Origin of the sequence: Actinoplanes solisilvae, assembly GCF_003999975.1 — a bacterium.
Lineage (GTDB): Bacteria > Actinomycetota > Actinomycetes > Mycobacteriales > Micromonosporaceae > Actinoplanes > Actinoplanes solisilvae.
On the sequence record NZ_RJAC01000026.1, the window covers coordinates 83,442 to 100,408 of the forward strand.

General features: G+C 69.5%; 16 protein-coding genes. 9 read left to right on the forward strand and 7 right to left on the reverse strand.

The features are described 5' to 3' along the window. The first annotated feature begins 59 nt into the window (after positions 1-59). From EER30_RS39225 to EER30_RS47580, 4 genes are all read left to right on the forward strand, one after another. Complete coding sequence (locus tag EER30_RS39225) at positions 60-818, forward strand: MBL fold metallo-hydrolase (RefSeq protein WP_127506605.1); 759 nt, start codon at positions 60-62, stop codon at positions 816-818. A gap of 63 nt (positions 819-881) precedes the next feature. Next, positions 882-1,337, forward strand: a complete 456-nt coding sequence (locus EER30_RS39230; RefSeq protein WP_127506607.1) for a hypothetical protein — start codon at positions 882-884, stop codon at positions 1,335-1,337. Positions 1,338-1,427: 90 nt separating this feature from the next. Next, positions 1,428-2,378 carry an ABC transporter substrate-binding protein gene (locus EER30_RS39235; protein WP_127506609.1) on the forward strand — a complete coding sequence of 317 codons (951 nt, stop codon included), beginning with the start codon at positions 1,428-1,430 and terminating at the stop codon, positions 2,376-2,378. 61 nt (positions 2,379-2,439) lie between these two features. After that, positions 2,440-2,889 carry a hypothetical protein gene (locus EER30_RS47580; protein WP_164842641.1) on the forward strand — a complete coding sequence of 150 codons (450 nt, stop codon included), beginning with the start codon at positions 2,440-2,442 and terminating at the stop codon, positions 2,887-2,889. Here EER30_RS47580 and EER30_RS49625 read toward each other — a convergent pair. Further along, entirely contained in the window at positions 2,879-5,488 is a 2,610-nt protein-coding gene (locus EER30_RS49625; protein ID WP_205650611.1) for an ATP-binding protein, read from the reverse strand. The genes EER30_RS47580 and EER30_RS49625 overlap by 11 nt on opposite strands. A gap of 100 nt (positions 5,489-5,588) precedes the next feature. On the opposite strand from EER30_RS49625, the gene EER30_RS39250 reads away from it, so the two are divergent. From EER30_RS39250 to EER30_RS39260, 3 genes are all read left to right on the forward strand, one after another. Beyond that, the gene (locus EER30_RS39250) at positions 5,589-6,494 is read left to right on the forward strand and encodes an alpha/beta hydrolase (RefSeq protein WP_240670585.1); all 906 of its coding nucleotides are present in this window, start codon (positions 5,589-5,591) and stop codon (positions 6,492-6,494) included. Then, complete coding sequence (locus EER30_RS47585) at positions 6,491-7,075, forward strand: sigma-70 family RNA polymerase sigma factor (RefSeq protein WP_164842649.1); 585 nt, start codon at positions 6,491-6,493, stop codon at positions 7,073-7,075. The genes EER30_RS39250 and EER30_RS47585 overlap by 4 nt, the downstream gene beginning before the upstream one ends. Positions 7,076-7,257: 182 nt before the next feature. Further along, positions 7,258-10,119 carry a 3-keto-alpha-glucoside-1,2-lyase-like domain-containing protein gene (locus EER30_RS39260; protein WP_240670586.1) on the forward strand — a complete coding sequence of 954 codons (2,862 nt, stop codon included), beginning with the start codon at positions 7,258-7,260 and terminating at the stop codon, positions 10,117-10,119. Between the two features lie 462 nt (positions 10,120-10,581). Here EER30_RS39260 and EER30_RS48180 read toward each other — a convergent pair whose 3' ends face one another. Beyond that, positions 10,582-11,040: a nuclear transport factor 2 family protein gene (locus EER30_RS48180; RefSeq protein ID WP_205650612.1), complete on the reverse strand. Its 459-nt coding sequence runs from the start codon at positions 11,038-11,040 to the stop codon at positions 10,582-10,584. A 102-nt stretch (positions 11,041-11,142) separates the two neighbouring features. Between EER30_RS48180 and EER30_RS39270 the strand changes: the two genes are divergently transcribed. Further along, a complete protein-coding gene (locus EER30_RS39270; RefSeq protein ID WP_127506617.1) occupies positions 11,143-12,006 on the forward strand; it encodes a hypothetical protein in 864 nt (287 codons plus the stop codon). Positions 12,007-12,162: 156 nt separating this feature from the next. Here the strand turns inward: EER30_RS39270 and EER30_RS39275 are convergent, their stop codons facing one another. The 3 genes from EER30_RS39275 to EER30_RS39280 are packed head-to-tail and all read right to left on the reverse strand — an operon-like array spanning position 12,163 to position 14,142. Beyond that, positions 12,163-12,447, reverse strand: coding sequence for a hypothetical protein (locus tag EER30_RS39275; RefSeq protein WP_127506619.1), 285 nt, complete (start codon positions 12,445-12,447; stop codon positions 12,163-12,165). Between the two features lie 14 nt (positions 12,448-12,461). Next, on the reverse strand, positions 12,462-12,629 hold the full coding sequence (locus EER30_RS47590) for a hypothetical protein (protein ID WP_164842642.1): 168 nt from the start codon (positions 12,627-12,629) through the stop codon (positions 12,462-12,464). A gap of 46 nt (positions 12,630-12,675) precedes the next feature. Continuing rightward, positions 12,676-14,142, reverse strand: a complete 1,467-nt coding sequence (locus EER30_RS39280) for a tyrosinase family protein (RefSeq protein ID WP_127506621.1) — start codon at positions 14,140-14,142, stop codon at positions 12,676-12,678. Between the two features lie 210 nt (positions 14,143-14,352). Here EER30_RS39280 and EER30_RS39285 point away from each other — a divergent pair, with 210 nt between their 5' ends. After that, on the forward strand, positions 14,353-14,718 hold the full coding sequence (locus EER30_RS39285) for a YciI family protein (protein ID WP_127506623.1): 366 nt from the start codon (positions 14,353-14,355) through the stop codon (positions 14,716-14,718). Between the two features lie 9 nt (positions 14,719-14,727). Here the strand turns inward: EER30_RS39285 and EER30_RS39290 are convergent, their stop codons facing one another. Together EER30_RS39290 and EER30_RS39295 are read right to left on the reverse strand one after the other, a co-directional pair. After that, a complete protein-coding gene (locus EER30_RS39290) occupies positions 14,728-15,957 on the reverse strand; it encodes an NAD(P)-binding domain-containing protein (RefSeq protein ID WP_127506624.1) in 1,230 nt (409 codons plus the stop codon). Between the two features lie 172 nt (positions 15,958-16,129). Next, positions 16,130-16,843, reverse strand: coding sequence for a hypothetical protein (locus EER30_RS39295; protein ID WP_127506626.1), 714 nt, complete (start codon positions 16,841-16,843; stop codon positions 16,130-16,132). Positions 16,844-16,967 lie beyond the last annotated feature (124 nt).

Consider the following 16,967-nt stretch of genomic DNA (forward strand, 5'->3'; position numbering starts at 1 on the left):
CGGCCAAGACTCTCCCGAATCGGTAGCGATCATCCCGGCGGCGGGTCGAGCATCAGGTCATGCGCGACCTCCGGATCAGCAGAAGGCTCCTGTTCATCGCCGGCTCGGGCGCGGTCGGCGTGACCGTGCTGAACACGATCACCGGGTGCTCGTCCTCGCCCTCGTCGTCGCCCGGGGCCGTGGCCCCGGCCCCGGCGTCCGGCTCCGCCACCCCGCCGCCGGGCGGGACCGCGAACGGCGGCTGGCAGCGGGTGAACCTCTCGTTCGTGTCGGCCTACATCCTGGTCCGCGGCAACACGGCGGCGATCGTCGACCTGGGCACTCCCGGGTCGGCCGACGCCATCGGGCAGGGTCTCGCCGCCGCGGGCAGCAGCTTCGCCGCCGTCCGCCACGTGATCCTCACCCACAAACACGACGACCACGCGGGCGGTCTGGGCAGCGTGGAACCCCTGACCCCGAACGCGAAGATCTACACCGGCGCCGCCGACGTCCCCGAGATCGTCGCGGCGAAGGAACTGGTTCCCCTCAAGGACGGCGACGAGGTCTTCAGCCTCCAGGTGATCCACACCCCGGGTCACACCCCCGGCCACATCGCCATCTTCGACCCCGCCAGCGGCACGCTCCTGCCCGGCGACGCCCTGCGCAACGCCAACGGCCTGTCCGGCCCCGACTCGCAGTACAGCGAGAACATGACCCAGGCGGCCGAGTCGGTGAAGAAGATGGCCACGCTCGACGTCAAGACGATCCTCCCCGGCCACGGTGACCCCTTCACCGACAACGCGGCCGAGGCCCTCCGCAAACTGGCCGCCACCGGCTGAGCGCGCGGGCAGAGTTCACGCGATGTTCGCCCGGGAGCCGGTGGCGGATCGTAATGTCGTGCGGTGACGACACCGAGAACTGAGCAGGCCTCCGACGTCCTGCGCCGCCTGACCGCCGCTGAGCGGGCCGCGGCCGCTCGGCACAGCGGATTCGCCGAGGCGATCCGGCATTCGTTCGACCGGCTGCGCACGGGACTCGGTCACGCCCACGCCGGCGCCGCCGAGGTCGACGAGCAGAAGTGGGCCGACTACGTGGACGGGCTCGATCGGGGGCTCGACGAGCTCGACCGCGAACTCGTGCACGCCGCTGACAAGCCCGCGGCCGAGGGCACGCTCCTGGTGCACGCGTCCCGGCTCGAGCTGGCGGGGTGGAGGCTGCGGTTCGACCTGGCCGGGTCCGAGGCTCAGGGCGTACGGGAAAGGCTCGAGAGCGCCGAATCCGAAGTGGACCGTTTCGCGTCGGGGGCGTCGTCGGCCGAGGCCGTGCGGCAGCGCATGGAGCACCTTCGCACGTCCTGAAATTTTGTCTTCGCGCGGGAGCCGAGCCGGGCCCTTGATCCGGTATGTTGCGCCGGGCGCAGTCGCGCCGCGTAGCTGAAAGGGCACACCATGCGCCGGATTCTCGTCGCCGCCATGGCCGTCATGACGCTCGTCGCCGCGGTGGCCTGCTCCCCGGACGAGACAAAAGGTGAGGGCACGGCCACGAAGGTCAGCGTCGGTGTCATCCCGATCATCGACGTGGCGCCGATCTATCTGGGCAAGCAGAAGGGCTTCTTCGCCCGGCGCGGAATCGACCTCGTACTCTCGGCCGAACAGGGTGGCGCGCCGATCGTCGAGGGCGTGGTCGGCGGCAAGTACCAGTTCGGGTTCAGTAACGTGACGTCGCTGATGGCCGCGCAGACGGGCGGGGCGCCGTTGAAGGCGGTGGCCAGCGGCGTCGCCTCGAACGGGCGGGCCGGGCGCGACTTCTCGGCCATCGTGGTCAGCGGCGCCAGCAAGATCCGCTCGGCGCGGGAGCTGACCGGCAAGCGGATCGCGGTGAACACGCTGAAGAACCTCGGCGACACCACCGTGCGCCAGTCGGTGCGCCGGGCCGGGGGCAAGGCCGAAGACCTGCGGTTCCAGGCGATGCCGTTCCCCGACATGCCGGGCGCCCTGCAGGCCGGCAAGGTCGACGCGGCGTGGGTGGTCGAGCCGGCGCTGAGCGCGGTGCTGACCCAGGGCGGGCAGATCCTGGCGTCGAACTTCGTCGACACCGCGCCCGACCTGACCGTGGCGCTCTATTTCACCAGCCAGGGCACGCTGACGGCGAAACCCAAGCTGGCCGCCGACTTCACCGCGGCCATAAAGGAGTCGATGCGCTACGCGGCCGAGCACCCCGACGAGGTGCGCGACGTCGTGGGGACGTACACGCAGATCAACGACACCGTACGCATCGCGATGATCCTGCCGAGCTGGCCCGAGGACATCAACCGGCAGTCCCTCGAACGCGTCGCCCAGCTCGGCCAGCGCGACGGCATCTTCGCCAAGGCCCCGACCCTCGACCAACTGCTCCCGTAGGCCGGGCGAGGCGCTGACCCGGCTGAAGCGGGTCGACGCGGCCGCACTAACGTCTGCGGCCGTGAAACCTCGTCTGCTGTCCACACTGCTTCTCGTTCCGCTGATCGCCGGTCTGACCGCGTGTGACGACAGGACGGTTGACCAGGCCGTCGAGAAGCCGAGCGCCGTCGCCACCAGCACGGCCCCGTCGCCGTCGGTCCCGCCGACCGCCGCCGAGATCTGCGCGAAGGTGGATGTGGCGTTCAACGACTTCACGTCGGCGATCTCGGCCGCGATCGACGGCAGCGGCAAGGTTCCGCCCGCCACGGCCAAGAAGGCGTACGGGGATCTCGCCCTGACGCTGACCAAACTCGCCGACGAGGGGCAGCCGGGCAAGGCGGCCACCGACCTCAAGGCGTTCTCGGCCGAGGCGGCCCGGGTGTCGAAGCTGCCCAGCCCGTGGACCGGCAAGGTGGACCCGGGCTTCGACAAGGCGGCCGCGCAGGCCGAGAAGGACTGCGCTACGACGTAGGGCCGAGCACCGCGGTCAGCTCGGCGCGCGAGGTCACGCCGAGCTTCGGGTAGATGTGGTAGAGGTGCGAGCCGATCGTGCGGTGCGAGACGTAGAGGCGCCGCGCGATGTCGCGGTTGGTCAGCCCCTGCGCGGCCAGCGTCGCGATCTGCAGCTCCTGCGGGGTGAGCCGGTCGATCAGGTCCGAGCGCGGCGTCTCGACCCTTTCCCCGGCGGCGCGCAGCTGCTCCCGGGCTCGCGCCGCCCACGGCCCCAGACCGAAGGCCTCGTACGTGCGGAGCGCGGCCCTCAGGTGCGACCGGCTCTCCACCGCCCGCCTCCGACGGCGCAGAGACTGCCCGTACGCCATTCGCAGGTGTGCCTCGGCCACCGGCGGCAGACCGTCACTGAAGTCGAATTCGTCGGTCAGCACCGCGGTCGCGTAGGCGAGGCCGATCGCCAGTGCCGGCGACCCGGTGCGTTCCAGCGAGGGGCGCAGCTCGGCGACCCGGGCGGCCAGCTCGTCGTGGCGGCCGGCCCCGATCGCCGCCTCGGCCAGCGGCTGCACCAGGAACAGCGAGAAGCTCGGATGCGTGATCGCGCTGAGTTCCTCGTACGCCTCGTCGGGCCGGTGGGCGCCGAGCGCGATGAGCCCGCGGGCCAGCCGCACCAGGATCAGCAGCTCGGTCGCGCCCAGCGGCAGCAGCACCTTCTCGGCCTCGGCCAACGGATCGCGCGAGCCCGCCTCGTCACCGCGCAGCCCGGCCGCCGCGGCGAGATAGATCTGCCCGACCGGCCGGGACAGGGGCTGCCCGATGTCGGTGGCCAGGCGGGCGAACTCCTCGGCGCAGGTGGCGGCCAGCCGTGGGTCGCCCAGCAGCAGCGCCGCGACGGCCTGCGACGACAGGGCGTTGACCAGCAGGGTGAGCTGCGACGATCCGCGCAGGGCGGCGATCGCGCTGGTCTGCAGCCGGTGCGAGAGCACGAGGTCGCCGCAGACCTGGGCGGCCAGCCCGACCTGGTAGAGCCCGATCGGACCGAGCCCGGTCGTGTCGAGCCCGCGCAGCCGTTCGCGGACCGAGGCGGCCCGCTCGACCGGGCGGAGCATGACCTCGGCGTGCATCCGCCGGGGGTCGTACGGGGAGAGGTCGAGCCGGTCGAGCAGCTCGGCCAGCGCCCGCCGCACCGGTGACTCGAAGTCGCCCGACCAGTAGAAGCGGGTGGCGATCTCGCCGACGCTGACCAGCAGCTGGTCGACGTCGGCCCCGGACGGCAGCGCCGCGGCCACCTCGGTCACCGGTTCGTGCCGCCCGGCCGTGCCCAGCCCGAGCTCGACGTAGCTCTCCCGCAGCAGGCTCAGCAGCAGCCGCGACGCCGGGTCGAGATGTTCGGGTTCGACGAGCCGTACGAGCCGGGCGGCCTCGGCCGCGTCGCCCACGTCGGAGACCGCGATCAGCGCCGCCATCAGCCGCCGGGCGCGCGGGCGGGGTCCGGTGGACAGCTCGGCCGCGCGCAGGAACATGCCGTGCGCGCCGACCCCGCCGCCGCGTTCACGCACCTCACGGGCCGAGGATTCCAGGGCGGCGGCGATGCTCTCGTCGGGCCGGTCGGCCGCGGCGGCCCGGTGCCAGACGTGCCGGTCGGGGCGGTCGGCGGTGAGCGCGGCGAGAGCGCGGTGGCAGGCGCGCAGGTCGCTGCCGGCGGCGGAGCGGCGGACGACGGCGCGTACGAGGGGATGGCGGAACCGGACGGCCCGGCCGGACCCCAGCGGCTCGATCACGCGGGCCATCACGGCGGGCGCGAGCGCGGGCGCCTCGACGGGCTGCCCGGTCACCTCGGTCGCGGCGGCGAGCACCTCGTCGACGTCGCCCTCGCCGACGGCCGCGGCGAGCAGCGCGATCCGGGCCGGTTCGGGCAGTGTGGCCAGCCGGGCCGCGAAGGTCTGCTCGAGACGCTCGGTGAGGGGCAGCTCCCCGGTCAGGATCTCGGGGCCGTGCGCGCCCTGGGCCAGCTCGGTCAGGGCCAGGGGGTTGCCGGCCGCGTCCCGCAGGATGCGCCCTCTCACGGCAGCCGAGAGACCGGGGGCGTACGCCCGTACGACACGCTCGGACTCGGACGGGCCCAGCGGTGTCACCGTCCGGGCCGGCAGTCCGCTGCTGTCGGGCAAGTCGTCGCGGCGGGCGCCCAGCAGCAGCACCGCGTCGGCCCCGACGCGCCGGCCGACGAAGGACAGCACGACCGCGCTGGCGGGGTCGGCCCAGTGCAGGTCGTCGACGACGAGGGCGACCGGTTGACTGTCGGCCAGCGAGGTGACCAGCTCGAGCGTCGCCTGCGCCACGGCGTACACCCCGGGGTTTTCGGTCCTGGGCAGCGGGTGGGGGCGCAGAAGCTGATCGAGCAGCGCGAAGCCGAACGCGGATTCGCCCGGCGTGCCGGAACCGGTGAGGACCCGGAAACCGGCCGCGGAGGCTCGCTCGGCGGCGTGACCGAGCAGCGCCGACTTGCCGATGCCGGGCTGTCCGTGCAGCAGCAGCGCGCCGCCCTCCCCCGCCGCGGCGCGGTCGATCAAGGTCTGGAGCTGGGCGAACTCGTCGTCCCGGCCGATCACGAAGTCCGCCATCCAGCCGACCCTACGACAGCGCGGGCCGCACTCGATCGGCACCGAGGGCTCGTACCGTCGATCCGGGCAGCAGTTCTGCACCGTCGTCAGGGGGCTTGTCGTGATCTTGGAACCCGCCGCTGAGGCGCTGGGCACCCCACCGCCCGGTTCGCCGGCCGAGGCCCGCCGCGCGTTCGACCGCCTGCAGGCCGGGGAGGTCGAGGCGCCGCCGGTCGACTCCCACTGGGTGACCGTGCCCGCTTCGGTAGGAGATGTCCGCGTACGGATCGTCCGGCCCCACGGCAGCGACGGCATCCTGCCCGCGGTCGTATACGCGCACGGCGGCGGCTGGACGCTCGGCGACGCGGGCACCCACGACCGGCTGATCCGGCTGCTGGCGGCCGGCACGGGCGCGGCGGTTCTCTTCGTCGAGTACGCGCGCTCGCCCGAGGCGCGCTATCCGGTCGCGGTCGAGCAGGTCTATGCGACCGCACGCTGGGTGACCGCGCACGGTGCCGCCGAAGGCCTCGACGCGTCCCGGATGGCGGTCGCGGGCGACTCGGCGGGCGGCAACCTCGCGGCGGCCGTCGCCATCCTCGCCCTGCGCCGCGGCGATGTCCGGTTCGTGCACCAGTCGCTGTACTACCCGGTCACCGACGCCCGGCAGGAGTACCACGCGTTCGCCGACGGGCCGTGGCTCACCGCGCGGGCGATGGCCTGGTTCTGGGACAACTACGCGCCCGACCCCGCGACCCGCTCCGAGATCACCGCCTCGCCCAACCAGGCGACCCTCGACGAGCTGCGCGGGCTGCCCCCGGCCTTCGTCTGCGTGGCCGAGGCCGACGTCCTGAGAGACGAGGGCGAGGCGTACGCGGCCAAGCTGCGCGCCGCCGGGGTCGCCGTCACCACGGTGCGCTACGACGGCATCTGCCACGACTTCCTGAGCCTGAACCCGCTGCGCGACACCTTCGCCGCGCGGGCCGCCACGGCACAGGCGATCGCGGTGCTGCGCGAGGCGCTCTCGTGAGCCCGCTGGCCGATTTCCTGGGCGTACGCGAGCGGTTGCTGCGCATCGCCACCCGCATCGCCGGGTCCGAGGCCGAGGACGTCGTGCAGGACGCGTGGCTGCGCTGGCAGCGGGTCGACCACGCCGAGGTGCACGATCCTCCGGCGTACCTGTCGCGCACCACCGTGCATCTGTCGCTCAACCGCGCGCAGCAGCGCCCGACGACCGCGCTCACCGCGTCGATGCAGCCGTCCCCCGACCCCGCCGACCGTGTCGCCGAAGCCGACGAACTGCGTACGGCATTGCGGTTGCTGGTGGCCCGTCTCGAACCGCGCTCGCGTGTGGCCTACACCCTGCGCGAGGCGTTCGAGGTGCCGTACCGGGAAATCGGGGATCTTCTGGGAGTTTCCGAGGTCTATGCCCGGCAGCTCGTGCGACGGGCCCGCCGGCGCCTCGCGGAGGGCCACGATCGGGCAGTGTCGCGTGAGGACCACCGGGCTCTGATGTCCGCTTTCCACCGCACCGTCCACACTGGCGACCCGACATGCCTGGCGGACCTGGCATGGCGGACTTTTCGCGCGACAGAAAAAAGTAAGGATTGATTTATCGAAAGATATGGACGGCGCGTCAAAAGCTGATGATGATGTTCACACTTCTGCATCGGGTTGGTAACCGGGGAGCGTGGATGAAACGTCTGATCTTGGCCGCCGTACTTATAGGAACTTTCGCTGCGATACCGGCAACGGCTCAGGCCGCTGCCGACCTGCCGCCCCAGGAACCGGGCGTGACCCTTCGGACGTACGACATCGGACTGCCGCTCAACAAGGTCTGTGAGCTCAAGCCCGGACAGACGCCCAACGTCGACAAGCTGATGCCGACCATCGACTGGTCGACCGCCGAGCAGTTCGGCCAGGAGGACAACTTCGTCACGCACGCGCTGGCGAACCTCACCGCCGCCTCGGCCGGCAACTACACCTTCCGGCTCACCAGCGACGACGGGTCGAAGCTCTACATCGACGACAAGCTCGTCATCGACCACGACGGCCTGCACGGCACCGACCCGGCCAAGGACGGCGAGGCCGAACTGACCGCGGGCGTGCACGCGCTGCGCGTCGAATACTTCGAGCGCGCCGGCGGCCAGCGGCTCACCCTGGCCTGGAAGACCCCGGGCAGCGGCGACTTCGCGACCGTGCCGACCAGCGCGCTGAGCACCGACGCGGGCGTCGTGCGGGTGACCGCGCCGGGCCGCAAGGAGTGCATCGAGGGCACCGACGCCCCCGGCGACGGCCTGCCGCTGACCATCGTCAACCCCGGCTACGACCTCACGAACCTGCGCCCGGACGGCTTCGAGCCGGCGGTGACCGGCATCGCCTGGCGGCCGGACGGCAAGATGGTCATCAGCACCTGGGGCGGCACCGACAAGGTGCTCGGCGAGGTCTACCTGGTCGAGAACGTGACCGGCAAGACCGGCCCGGCCAGCGTCAAATACACCAAGATCGCCGACAAGCTCAAGGAGCCGATGGGCATCGCGGTCGTCGACGGGCTGGTCTACGTCTCGCAGAAGCACGAGCTGACCGAGCTGCGCGACACCAACGGCGACCAGGTGCTCGACACCCGCCGTACGGTCGCGGTGTGGCCCTTCGGAGGCAACTTCCACGAGTTCGCGTTCGGGCTGCTCTACCGCAACGGCAACTTCTACGCCAACCTCTCCGTCTCGATCAACCTGGGCGGGGCGACGACCGACCCGCAGCCGGTCGGCGGCCGCGGCACGCACATCGAGGTGAACCGCAAGACCGGCAAGGTGAAGATGCTGGCCGGCGGTCTGCGTACCCCGAACGGCATCGGCTGGGGCAACGGCGACGACATCTACGTCACCGACAACCAGGGTGGCTGGCTGCCGTCGTCCAAGCTCCTCAAGATGGAGAAGGGCGCGTTCTACAACCACTACACCAACCCGGACGGCCAGTTCGACGCGGCCAAGCCGGCCCGGCCGGTGCTGTGGCTCCCACAGAACGAGATCGCCAACTCGCCGAGCACGCCGGTACTGCTCAAGTCGGGCACCTACCGCGGGCAATTCCTGATCGGCGACGTCACCTACGGCGGACTGCAGCGGGCGGCGCTCGAAGAGGTCAACGGGGTCGAGCAGGGCGCGGTCTTCCGCCACACGCAAGGCCTCGAAGCGGGCATCAACGAGGTGTCGCTCGGGCCGGACGGCGCGATCTACGTCGGTGGGCTCGGCGCGGACGGCAACTGGGGACAGGACGGCAAGCTCCGGTACGGGCTGCAGAAGCTCACGCCGAACGGCAAGAGCGTGTTCGACATGAAGACGGTCAAGGCGACATCGACCGGGTTCGCGATCGAATACACCGAACCGCTGTCGGACGCCACGGTCGCCAAGATCGCCAGCTCGTACGCGGTGAAGCAGTGGCGGTACGCGCCTACGGCCCAGTACGGCGGGCCCAAGGTCGACGAAGAGGCGCTGACGGTCACGGGCGCGAAGGTGTCGCACGACCGCAAGACGGTGACGCTCACGATCCCGGGGCTGCGGGCGGACCGGGTGGTGCACCTGCGGTCGCCGCGTCCGTTCGCCGCCAAGGACGGCGAGACGCTGTGGAGCACCGAGGCCTGGTACACGCTGAACGAGATCCCGGGGCGCGACGAGCAGAAGATCTTCTACGAGGCCGAAGAGGGCTACCGGGAAGGCACCGCGGCGCTAGCCACGGACCACCGGGGATTCAGCGGAGTGGGCTTCGCCGCCGGCTTCGGCAACCTGAACGCCTCGACCACGATGCATGTCGACGTGGACAAGAGCGGCGACTACGCGGTCGGACTGCGCTACTCCAACGGGCCCAACCCGTTCAGCGGCAACAAGACGATCAGCGTCCACGTGAACGGCCGGAAGATCCAGCAGGTGACGCTGCCGAGCACGGTCACGTGGGACGACTGGGCGACCGTGACGACGAAGCTGGCCCTCTCGCGCGGCACGAACACGATCACGTACCGGGTGGACGCGCTCGACAGCGGGCACGTGAACCTCGACTTCATCAGCGTGCGCAAACCGTCCTCGCGGTTGACGCTGTTCGACGGTCACGGTCTGGACGAGTGGCAGCACACCGACGGGCGTCGCCCGGCCTGGCCGGCGGTGGCGCCGAACGCAACCGAGGTCTGCTGTGGGGACCTGCGGACCAAGGAAGCGTTCGGGGACTACAAGCTGCACGTCGAATTCAAGGTGCCGCTGCTCCCGGCCGACGTCACCGGGCAGAACCGTGGCAACAGCGGGGTCTACCAGCAGGAACGTTACGAACTGCAGATCCTCGACTCGTACGGGGACACGACCCTCGCCAACAACGAGGCGGGGGCGATCTACACGGTGAAGGCGCCGGATCTGAACGCGGCTACGGCGCCGGAGACGTGGCAGACGTACGACATCACGTTCCGGGCGGCGCGGTACAACGACGCGGGAGCCAAGACGGAGAACGCGCGGATCACGGTCGTGTGGAACGGCAAGAAGGTCCACGACAACATCGAGATCCCGAACGGGACTGGTGGGAACATTCCTGAGGGGCCGGCTACCGGGTCGATCCGGTTGCAGGATCACGGGAACAAGGTGCAGTACCGCAACATCTGGATCGAACCTACGGTCTGAGGTTTCTTGAGGGCCACCGGGTGTGTTTCGCCCGGTGGCTTTCTTGCGCTCGGACGGTCGGCCCCGGAATGTTCCACCACTGACTTTGAGAGGCAGCTATGTCTGTGGTGGAGCATCCCGGGGCCGACCTTGCCGGGCATCGAGTGACGGCCAGGGGAATGGTCACCGGGGCTCTGAGTGCAACTCGGGGTGAGTGATCCCCCGGCGGGAGGTGGGCCGGCTGCCGCGCTGTGGTCAAGGCAGTCGACGCGTCACTCAGGCCGGCCTATGTGGTGGTCAAGGGAACATTCTGTGCCGGTTGCGGTTCGGGCGCATCGCGCCCTCGCGGTAATTGGGCCGCGGACGCCCAATCGATGTTTCACAAAGGCCTGGCGAAAGCTTGGGTGGTCTCCTAGCGCTCGGGCGGGGGTGCGGGGGCGGGGCCCATGCGGTTTTAGTGGAATCGCACCGAGCGCGCGCTGGTCAGCAATCGTCCTGGTGCCAGTTGCCGGCCTCGCGGGTCCAGGGCTCGGCCTCCTGGTTGATCGCCTTGATGGAATAGGTGTAAGTGACGCGGGCTAGGTCGTCGGACTCCTTGGCCGAGTACGACTCGAACGGCAGAGCGCTGCCGTACATCTGCTCCGCCGCGCTGACGATTCCGGTGAACGTCGACAGTGACGTCCGCTTGCGGCACCGCTCGGACAGCAGGCCGTAGGCCGTTGTGGCGTCACCGGTGAGGAACGCGTCGCTGTAGGCCTGAACGGCCTGCCTCAACTCGGTGCTGCCTTCAGCCTTCGCGGGCTGCGAAGTCACGGGACTCGCCGGGGTGATCGCGGCCGGTTTCTCCGACGTGGTGGGCGCCGCCGCCGGGTCGGCTGCGTCACCGCAGGCGGCCGTGAGCAAGGTCGTCGCAAGGCAGGTGAAAATGATCTTGTTTCGCACCCGCGCAGGTTAGCGCCGACTCAAGATCATCGTCTCACCAGGGCGGCCTGCGCGGGGTATGCTGTTCGATCCTGACTGCACATTGGACCTCGGTCGGCTGGGATGCTTTCAAAATTCGGCAAGGGACTGGTCGGCCTCCTGCTCGCCGTTGGCGCGATAGCCGTCTCGGCCGTCGTGTTTCTCGGTGGCATCTACTACGTCGGAACCGGGATCTACGGCTTCGTGGACGCCTTTTCAGCGCGCCACGGCATATCGCAGGCCTACGTCTACGCCAGTCCGTTCGCCATGATTCTGCTCTGGCTGGGCTTCGAGGCCGCCGAGAAACGGCTTCCGTTACGAGCGTGGAGGGCGCGCGCGGCCGCCGGTGTCGTAAGCGCCATCGGCTTCGGGCTTCTGATCGGGGTTGGCTGGGTTGTCGGGATAGCCGGCCTGTTGACCGGGCCGAAACCGTTCGCGATTTCCAGTGAGACCGGCGCGAGTGGCCGGATCGGCGAGGCGATCGTGTGGGCGCTGACCCACGCTCCCTCGCTGGCCAACCCGAGGATCACGGCACTGATCGGACTGGTCATCGGCCTGCCGATGGCGGTGCGGTCGTTCTGGTCGGTCGCTCCCCTGTCGGCCCACGACGGGAAGATCCATGTTATCTCCCGGCCACGCCCCGGCCCGCAGGAGCGCGTCCCGACTAGCACTCGTCCGCTTCCTGGGCGTCGGCCGCCTCCCGCTTCCCCGCGAACACGCCCCAGTTGGTCCCCCGCCGCGCCGGTGAAGACGTCCAAGTTCTCGTTCGGCAGCGGGCACGTCCGGGCGGGTATCGCAACAGGCATCGCCACCTTCGCGTCGGTGTCGGCCGGATGGAACGACAGCCCGAAACTGTTCCAGCTGATCCTCAGCCTCCTCGCCTCCGCCGGGACGGGAACGATGGCGTCGCTCCAATGGCGTGCATCGTCGAGCGCCTCCCGGAAGTAGAGACAGAGACGTCGGCACAGGCATTCGGCGGCATGCGCCAAGCCTCGGCCAGGCCAAGGTCACCGATCCTGTTGCGCTGATCGCATTGGCCCGCTACATCGAGGAACAGGGAGCCCCACGTCGGCTCCGCGGCAGATCAGTAGACCTTGGCGGCTGTTACTCCGGTACGGGAAGCTGCGGTGGCGAGTCCTGATACTCGCCGAGGGCATACCGAAGGCGATGGTTGAGGTCGCTGATCGCCTGCCGCAACTCCCTTTCGGTGGGGTCTGGCCGGACAAGCGCCTCTCGCGCCAGCCGACGCCCAATCCGATCACGTAGATGCGGCGAGACAGCGCCCGCCGAAATCTCCCCTTCCAGGACCGCAAGCACGCCGATCAAGCCGGCCAAGTCCTGTTGGCGGCAACTGCGCGGAGCAAGGTCGTCCGGGGTGTCCGGGTTCATCCCGACACCGTACGTCAGCAGAGCACGCCCACCTTGAGCGCGACCGCCGAGGTGACTGTGGATCCGACAGGCGACAGCGCGGGAGCGACGTCCTGCCGTTCCGCCTCGAGCAGGGCGCCGTTGGCCGGCCGTCCGATCGGCGGGAGGTCACCGATCTGCGCGGGGAGGTCGCGAGTGCTCACGCCATCACGATAGAACGCCTCAGCGTCGCGACGCCCGCGGTCGAACTCATTCGTCCTCGAGGAGCAGGCGGGCGTTGATCGTGGGGCTGCCGGCCTGGTCGAGGGGGAAGGCCGTGCCTACCTGGTCTCCGTGACCGGGGACGTCGATCGTGACCGTCAGCGTGCGGTCGAGGATCGAGTCCTGGTCCAGGCGGAAGTCGATGTTGATGATGCCGTGTTTTCTGCAGGTTTCGCAGTCTCGGGGCAGGTTGGGCTGGAAGAAGTAGCGCTTGGCAATCGGGCGGCCGTCGGCGAGCAGGTTCACGGCGAAGGAGCCGGGGATGTCCAGGCGGCTGATGCCCTTCACGCGGACCGAGACCGGGCTGCTTCGCTTTATCGAGAAGGTTCGGGCTGCCCGGAGGCTGCCGACGGTGTTCTCCATCGTGTCGCCTGTATCCAGTTTGTCGTACGCGATCGGCAGGTCTATTGACGCGTCGGAGGTGGCGTCGAACGGAGGGAGCGCGTTGAACGGCGCGGACAGCCATTCGGCGCTGGTGGTCAGAGTCGACTTGAAGCCGGTCAGAGTGGTCGCGCCGACCTTGTGCTGCCAGCTCAGCCACAAACGGTCCAGGTTGCAGTGGAAGAACCAGAAGACAGGGTCGAAGGAGGCAACGTTCTGGTCGCCCATTGTCGGGCCGATGGAGCCGTGGCCGCCGTCGTGGGCCTGGATCGAGAAGTCCTGGTAGCCGTCGACGTTGTACTCGCCCCAGATCGACTGTTTCATCGACGTCGCGATGTCGGAGAGCACGCCGAAGGCCTCCACGTTGAGTGCGATCTCGGCGGGTGAGAAGCGTTCGGTCTTGTACGGGAAATAGCCGGCGACGGGTTGTGGAGTGGCGGCGGCGCCGGGGTCCTCGGGCAGGGCGTACTGGTCGAACGGCGGCTCCTGCAGGCGGTCGGGCAGAGGCGTACGGATGTCCCAGTAGGGCAGGGTGACGTCGGCGCAGCCGGGCACCGAGCGCAGCGCGTCCTCGAAGACCTGCAGGTAGACGCGATGCCACGGGTTGTAGCGGTCCTCGTGGTGCAGGCACCAGCGCTGACTCAGGCCGTGGATGCCGGCGAGCGCGAAGTAGCTGTCGGGCGCGGACGCGGGGCGGGCCATCAGGCCGGCGAAGGCGGTCTTGAGTGTTTCGAGCTCGGACTCGGACAGGGTTTCGATGTTCTTGCGGATGCGGGTCGAAGGCGTGTCCGGCGTTTCCACGGGCGGGACCGCGACGCCCATCGGGAAGCCGTTGACGATCCAGTTGCGGAAGGTCTGGGAGCGCTCGGCACTCCATTGTCCTTCGGCGTCGGGTGGCATATCGGGCGTCGGTGGGGCGGTGTGGGTGAAGACGGAAAGGGCGTTTCTTTTCACCCCGTCGTACGTGGCCAGGTCGATTCCTTTGAGGGCCATGTGCTCGATGTCCTCGGGGCGGAAGAAGTTTCGGATATCGGCCAGGTAGGTCGGGGATGCGACGACCTGTTCAACGGACATGTGAACCTCCGCGACATTTTGAATAACCCCTGCCTACTCCTTGCCGGAGAGGGCGGGGTCGAATCAGTCGGGACGTCGACAGGGTGGTATTTCCCGGCAGGCCTGGTCCCCGGGGCGCAAAATCTTTCCCAGGGCGTGTCGATCCGCGGGTCGGTCGTTCGACCTGAGGATGTGGGAGCCGAGCGGCGGCCCCGGGACGAGGAGAGCCAGATGCCGAAATATCTGTTGATCATGCGGGGCACCGACGAGTCGAACGCGGCCATGATGGCCGACATCGACGCGATGATGGCCACCACCCACCAGTTCATCGAGGACGCGGTCAAGGCGGGCGTCCTGCTCGCGGCCGAGGGCCTCGAAGACCCGGGTCAGGGTGTGGTGGTCGACTTCAGCGGCGACACCCCGGTGGTCACCGACGGGCCCTACGGCGAGACCAGGGAGCTGTTCGGGGGCTTCTTCATGGTCGATGTCGCCACGAAGACGGAGGCGGTCGAGTGGGCCAAGCGGGTCCCGGTGGCTCGCGGCGCCAAGATCGAGGTCAGGCGGGTGCCGGGCAGCGACGAGGTCCCCGCGGGCTGATCGGCTGCTTCATCCCAGATAGTTCGAGATCTGCGAAGCCACGTCGGCGGCGTCCGTGGCCATGCCGTAGAGGATTCCCGAGCCGCGATGGGTCTGCCACGGCAGCCCGACCACGAACAGCCCCGGCAGCGCCAGCGCGCCGTCGTGCTGCTCGGGCGTTCCGGACGGGTCGACCACGTCGGCGGGGAGCCAGCCGGTGTCCGGCCGCATGCCGGTGCACCAGACCACACTGCCGATCCCGGCCGTCGCGGCGTCCAGCTCGGTCGGCGAGGCGGGCTCGTACCCTAGGGGCGCCTCCACCGGATCGACGTCTCCCGGCGTCTCAGCCCCGAGGTGCCGGTCGATCTGGGCCCGGAAACGGGCGGCGAAATCGTCGGCGGCCTTCATGTTGTGAGCCAGGTCGCCGGCCAGCCGGAAGCGGGCCCCGTCGGCCCCTACGAGCTTCCCGAGCAGGGTGATTCCGTCGCGGGCCAGCTGCTGCAGGGCCATGGTGCGGCCCCCGCCCGACCCGCTCACCGCAACCTGCGGAGCGCGGCGGACCTCCTCGGGCGTCTTCTCCCGGGACTGCTCCAGAAGGCCGAGTTCGCGCAGCCAGACGAAGACGTCGCGGCCCCGGTAGCGCCGCGGCACCCGCCCGACCGCGCTGGTGGCGAGGAAGACGGTCCGGCCCGCACGGCGCAGCTCGTCGGCGATCTGTACGCCGCTCTGCCCGCTGCCGACGACCAGAACGGCGCCGGGCGCCAACTGGTCCGGCCGGCGGTAGTCGATCGCGTGCACCCCGGCGACTCCCGTAGGCAAAGCGATCGCGGGAACCCTGGGCAGTCGCAACGGGCCGCTGGCCACGACGACCGCGCGGGCCGACCACTCCCCCTCGGAGGTCATCAGCACGAAGCTGTCACCGTCGCGGCGTACTGCCCTGACCTCGACGTGGGTCCGCACCGGCGCCTTGGTCAGCCGCGCGTAGCGGTCAAGCATGTGGATGATGTCGGTCCGCGACAGGAACTCGTCCGGGTCGTGGGCGGAGAGGTCGAGGCCGGGAAGACGTACGGACCAGGCCGGGGTCACCAGGTGGAAACTGTCCCAGCGTTCCGAGCGCCAGGTCGCCCCCACCTCGTCGCGTTCGAGCACGACATGGCCGACGCCGAGCATCGACAGGTGCCTGCTGGTGGCCAGCCCGGCCGGCCCGGCGCCGACCACGACAACATCGGACCGACGACCTGATTCACTGGTGACCGCCATCAAAGATTCCCCTCGACCCGGGCGGCGCCATGGGGTGTGTTCGACCGCCGAATGATGCGCCACGACAGGCCAACGCACGCGGAGCCACCAGGTTCACCCGAAACACCGGCTGGCCGGGCTTTCGTAAGCGCCATCACATGCCCGGTACGCGTCACGGGTGCAGTGCGGTCGCCTACCGGTCCGCTGCCGGGGCGGCTCTGACCAGGGAGTCTCCGTCGGTATCCAGGTTCGCGAGCAGATCTTGGAGCTCGGCGTGCCGGAACTGGAAAACCCGGCCCGCCTGCCGCAGCACCTGCCGGTCGGCGGCCTGACGGAGCAATTTCATGAAACTCACCCGGCGACCCGTCGGCAGCAGGGCCAACTCGACCACCGCCAGCCCGATCACCGGTCCGAGGGACTGACCGAGACTCAGGGCGAAGATGCAACAGCTGAAGGTCGTCACGACGGCCACGGCGGGGACCAGCAGCGGCGAGGTTTCCCAGACACTCGAGAGGAAAAGGGCAGCAACCGCCACTGTCGCGCATGTCGACGTCAACAACACCCGCTCGATCAAGCGGCGGCACGCCGAACTGTAGATCTCCTCGGGGCTGACGTCTCGGATCGAGTCCGCGTTCCCGGGCGCCGCGCGAAACATAGCCGGGCCGGAGAGCGTGATGAGGAAGCCGACGACGATCGCGGTGATCGGCGCCGTCGCCGACAGGCTGAGATCCATGATGATCATGGCGATCGAATGGTTCATGACCGCCAAGAAAATGGCGAGCAGCACGTAGGCGACGACGACAGCCCGGGGACGGAGCACCAGTGGCTCGAGCTTGCTGTGCCATTGCCACCAGATGGGTCGATGAGCCGCCGACACGGCTACGGGAAACGCCATCATCCCGAGCATCAGGCCACGGCCGTTTCAACATCATCCCGTGAGGCCGAGGATGGTGAATGGCCTGGTCATTTCGCGGTTGGCCCAGCGGGTGGCTTCGGTGATGTTAGTGCGGCCGGCCAGGCGTAGGGCGTTG

Coding starts and splice junctions, on each gene's coding strand:
- EER30_RS39225 (WP_127506605.1), top strand. CDS start 60: ATGCGCGACCTCCGGATCAGCAGAAGGCTCCTGTTCATCGCCGGCTCG.
- EER30_RS39235 (WP_127506609.1), top strand. CDS start 1,428: ATGCGCCGGATTCTCGTCGCCGCCATGGCCGTCATGACGCTCGTCGCC.
- EER30_RS49625 (WP_205650611.1), bottom strand. CDS start 5,488: ATGGCGGACTTCGTGATCGGCCGGGACGACGAGTTCGCCCAGCTCCAG.
- EER30_RS39270 (WP_127506617.1), top strand. CDS start 11,143: ATGCTTTCAAAATTCGGCAAGGGACTGGTCGGCCTCCTGCTCGCCGTT.
- EER30_RS39275 (WP_127506619.1), bottom strand. CDS start 12,447: ATGAACCCGGACACCCCGGACGACCTTGCTCCGCGCAGTTGCCGCCAA.
- EER30_RS39280 (WP_127506621.1), bottom strand. CDS start 14,142: ATGTCCGTTGAACAGGTCGTCGCATCCCCGACCTACCTGGCCGATATC.
- EER30_RS39285 (WP_127506623.1), top strand. CDS start 14,353: ATGCCGAAATATCTGTTGATCATGCGGGGCACCGACGAGTCGAACGCG.
- EER30_RS39290 (WP_127506624.1), bottom strand. CDS start 15,957: ATGGCGGTCACCAGTGAATCAGGTCGTCGGTCCGATGTTGTCGTGGTC.
- EER30_RS39295 (WP_127506626.1), bottom strand. CDS start 16,843: ATGCTCGGGATGATGGCGTTTCCCGTAGCCGTGTCGGCGGCTCATCGA.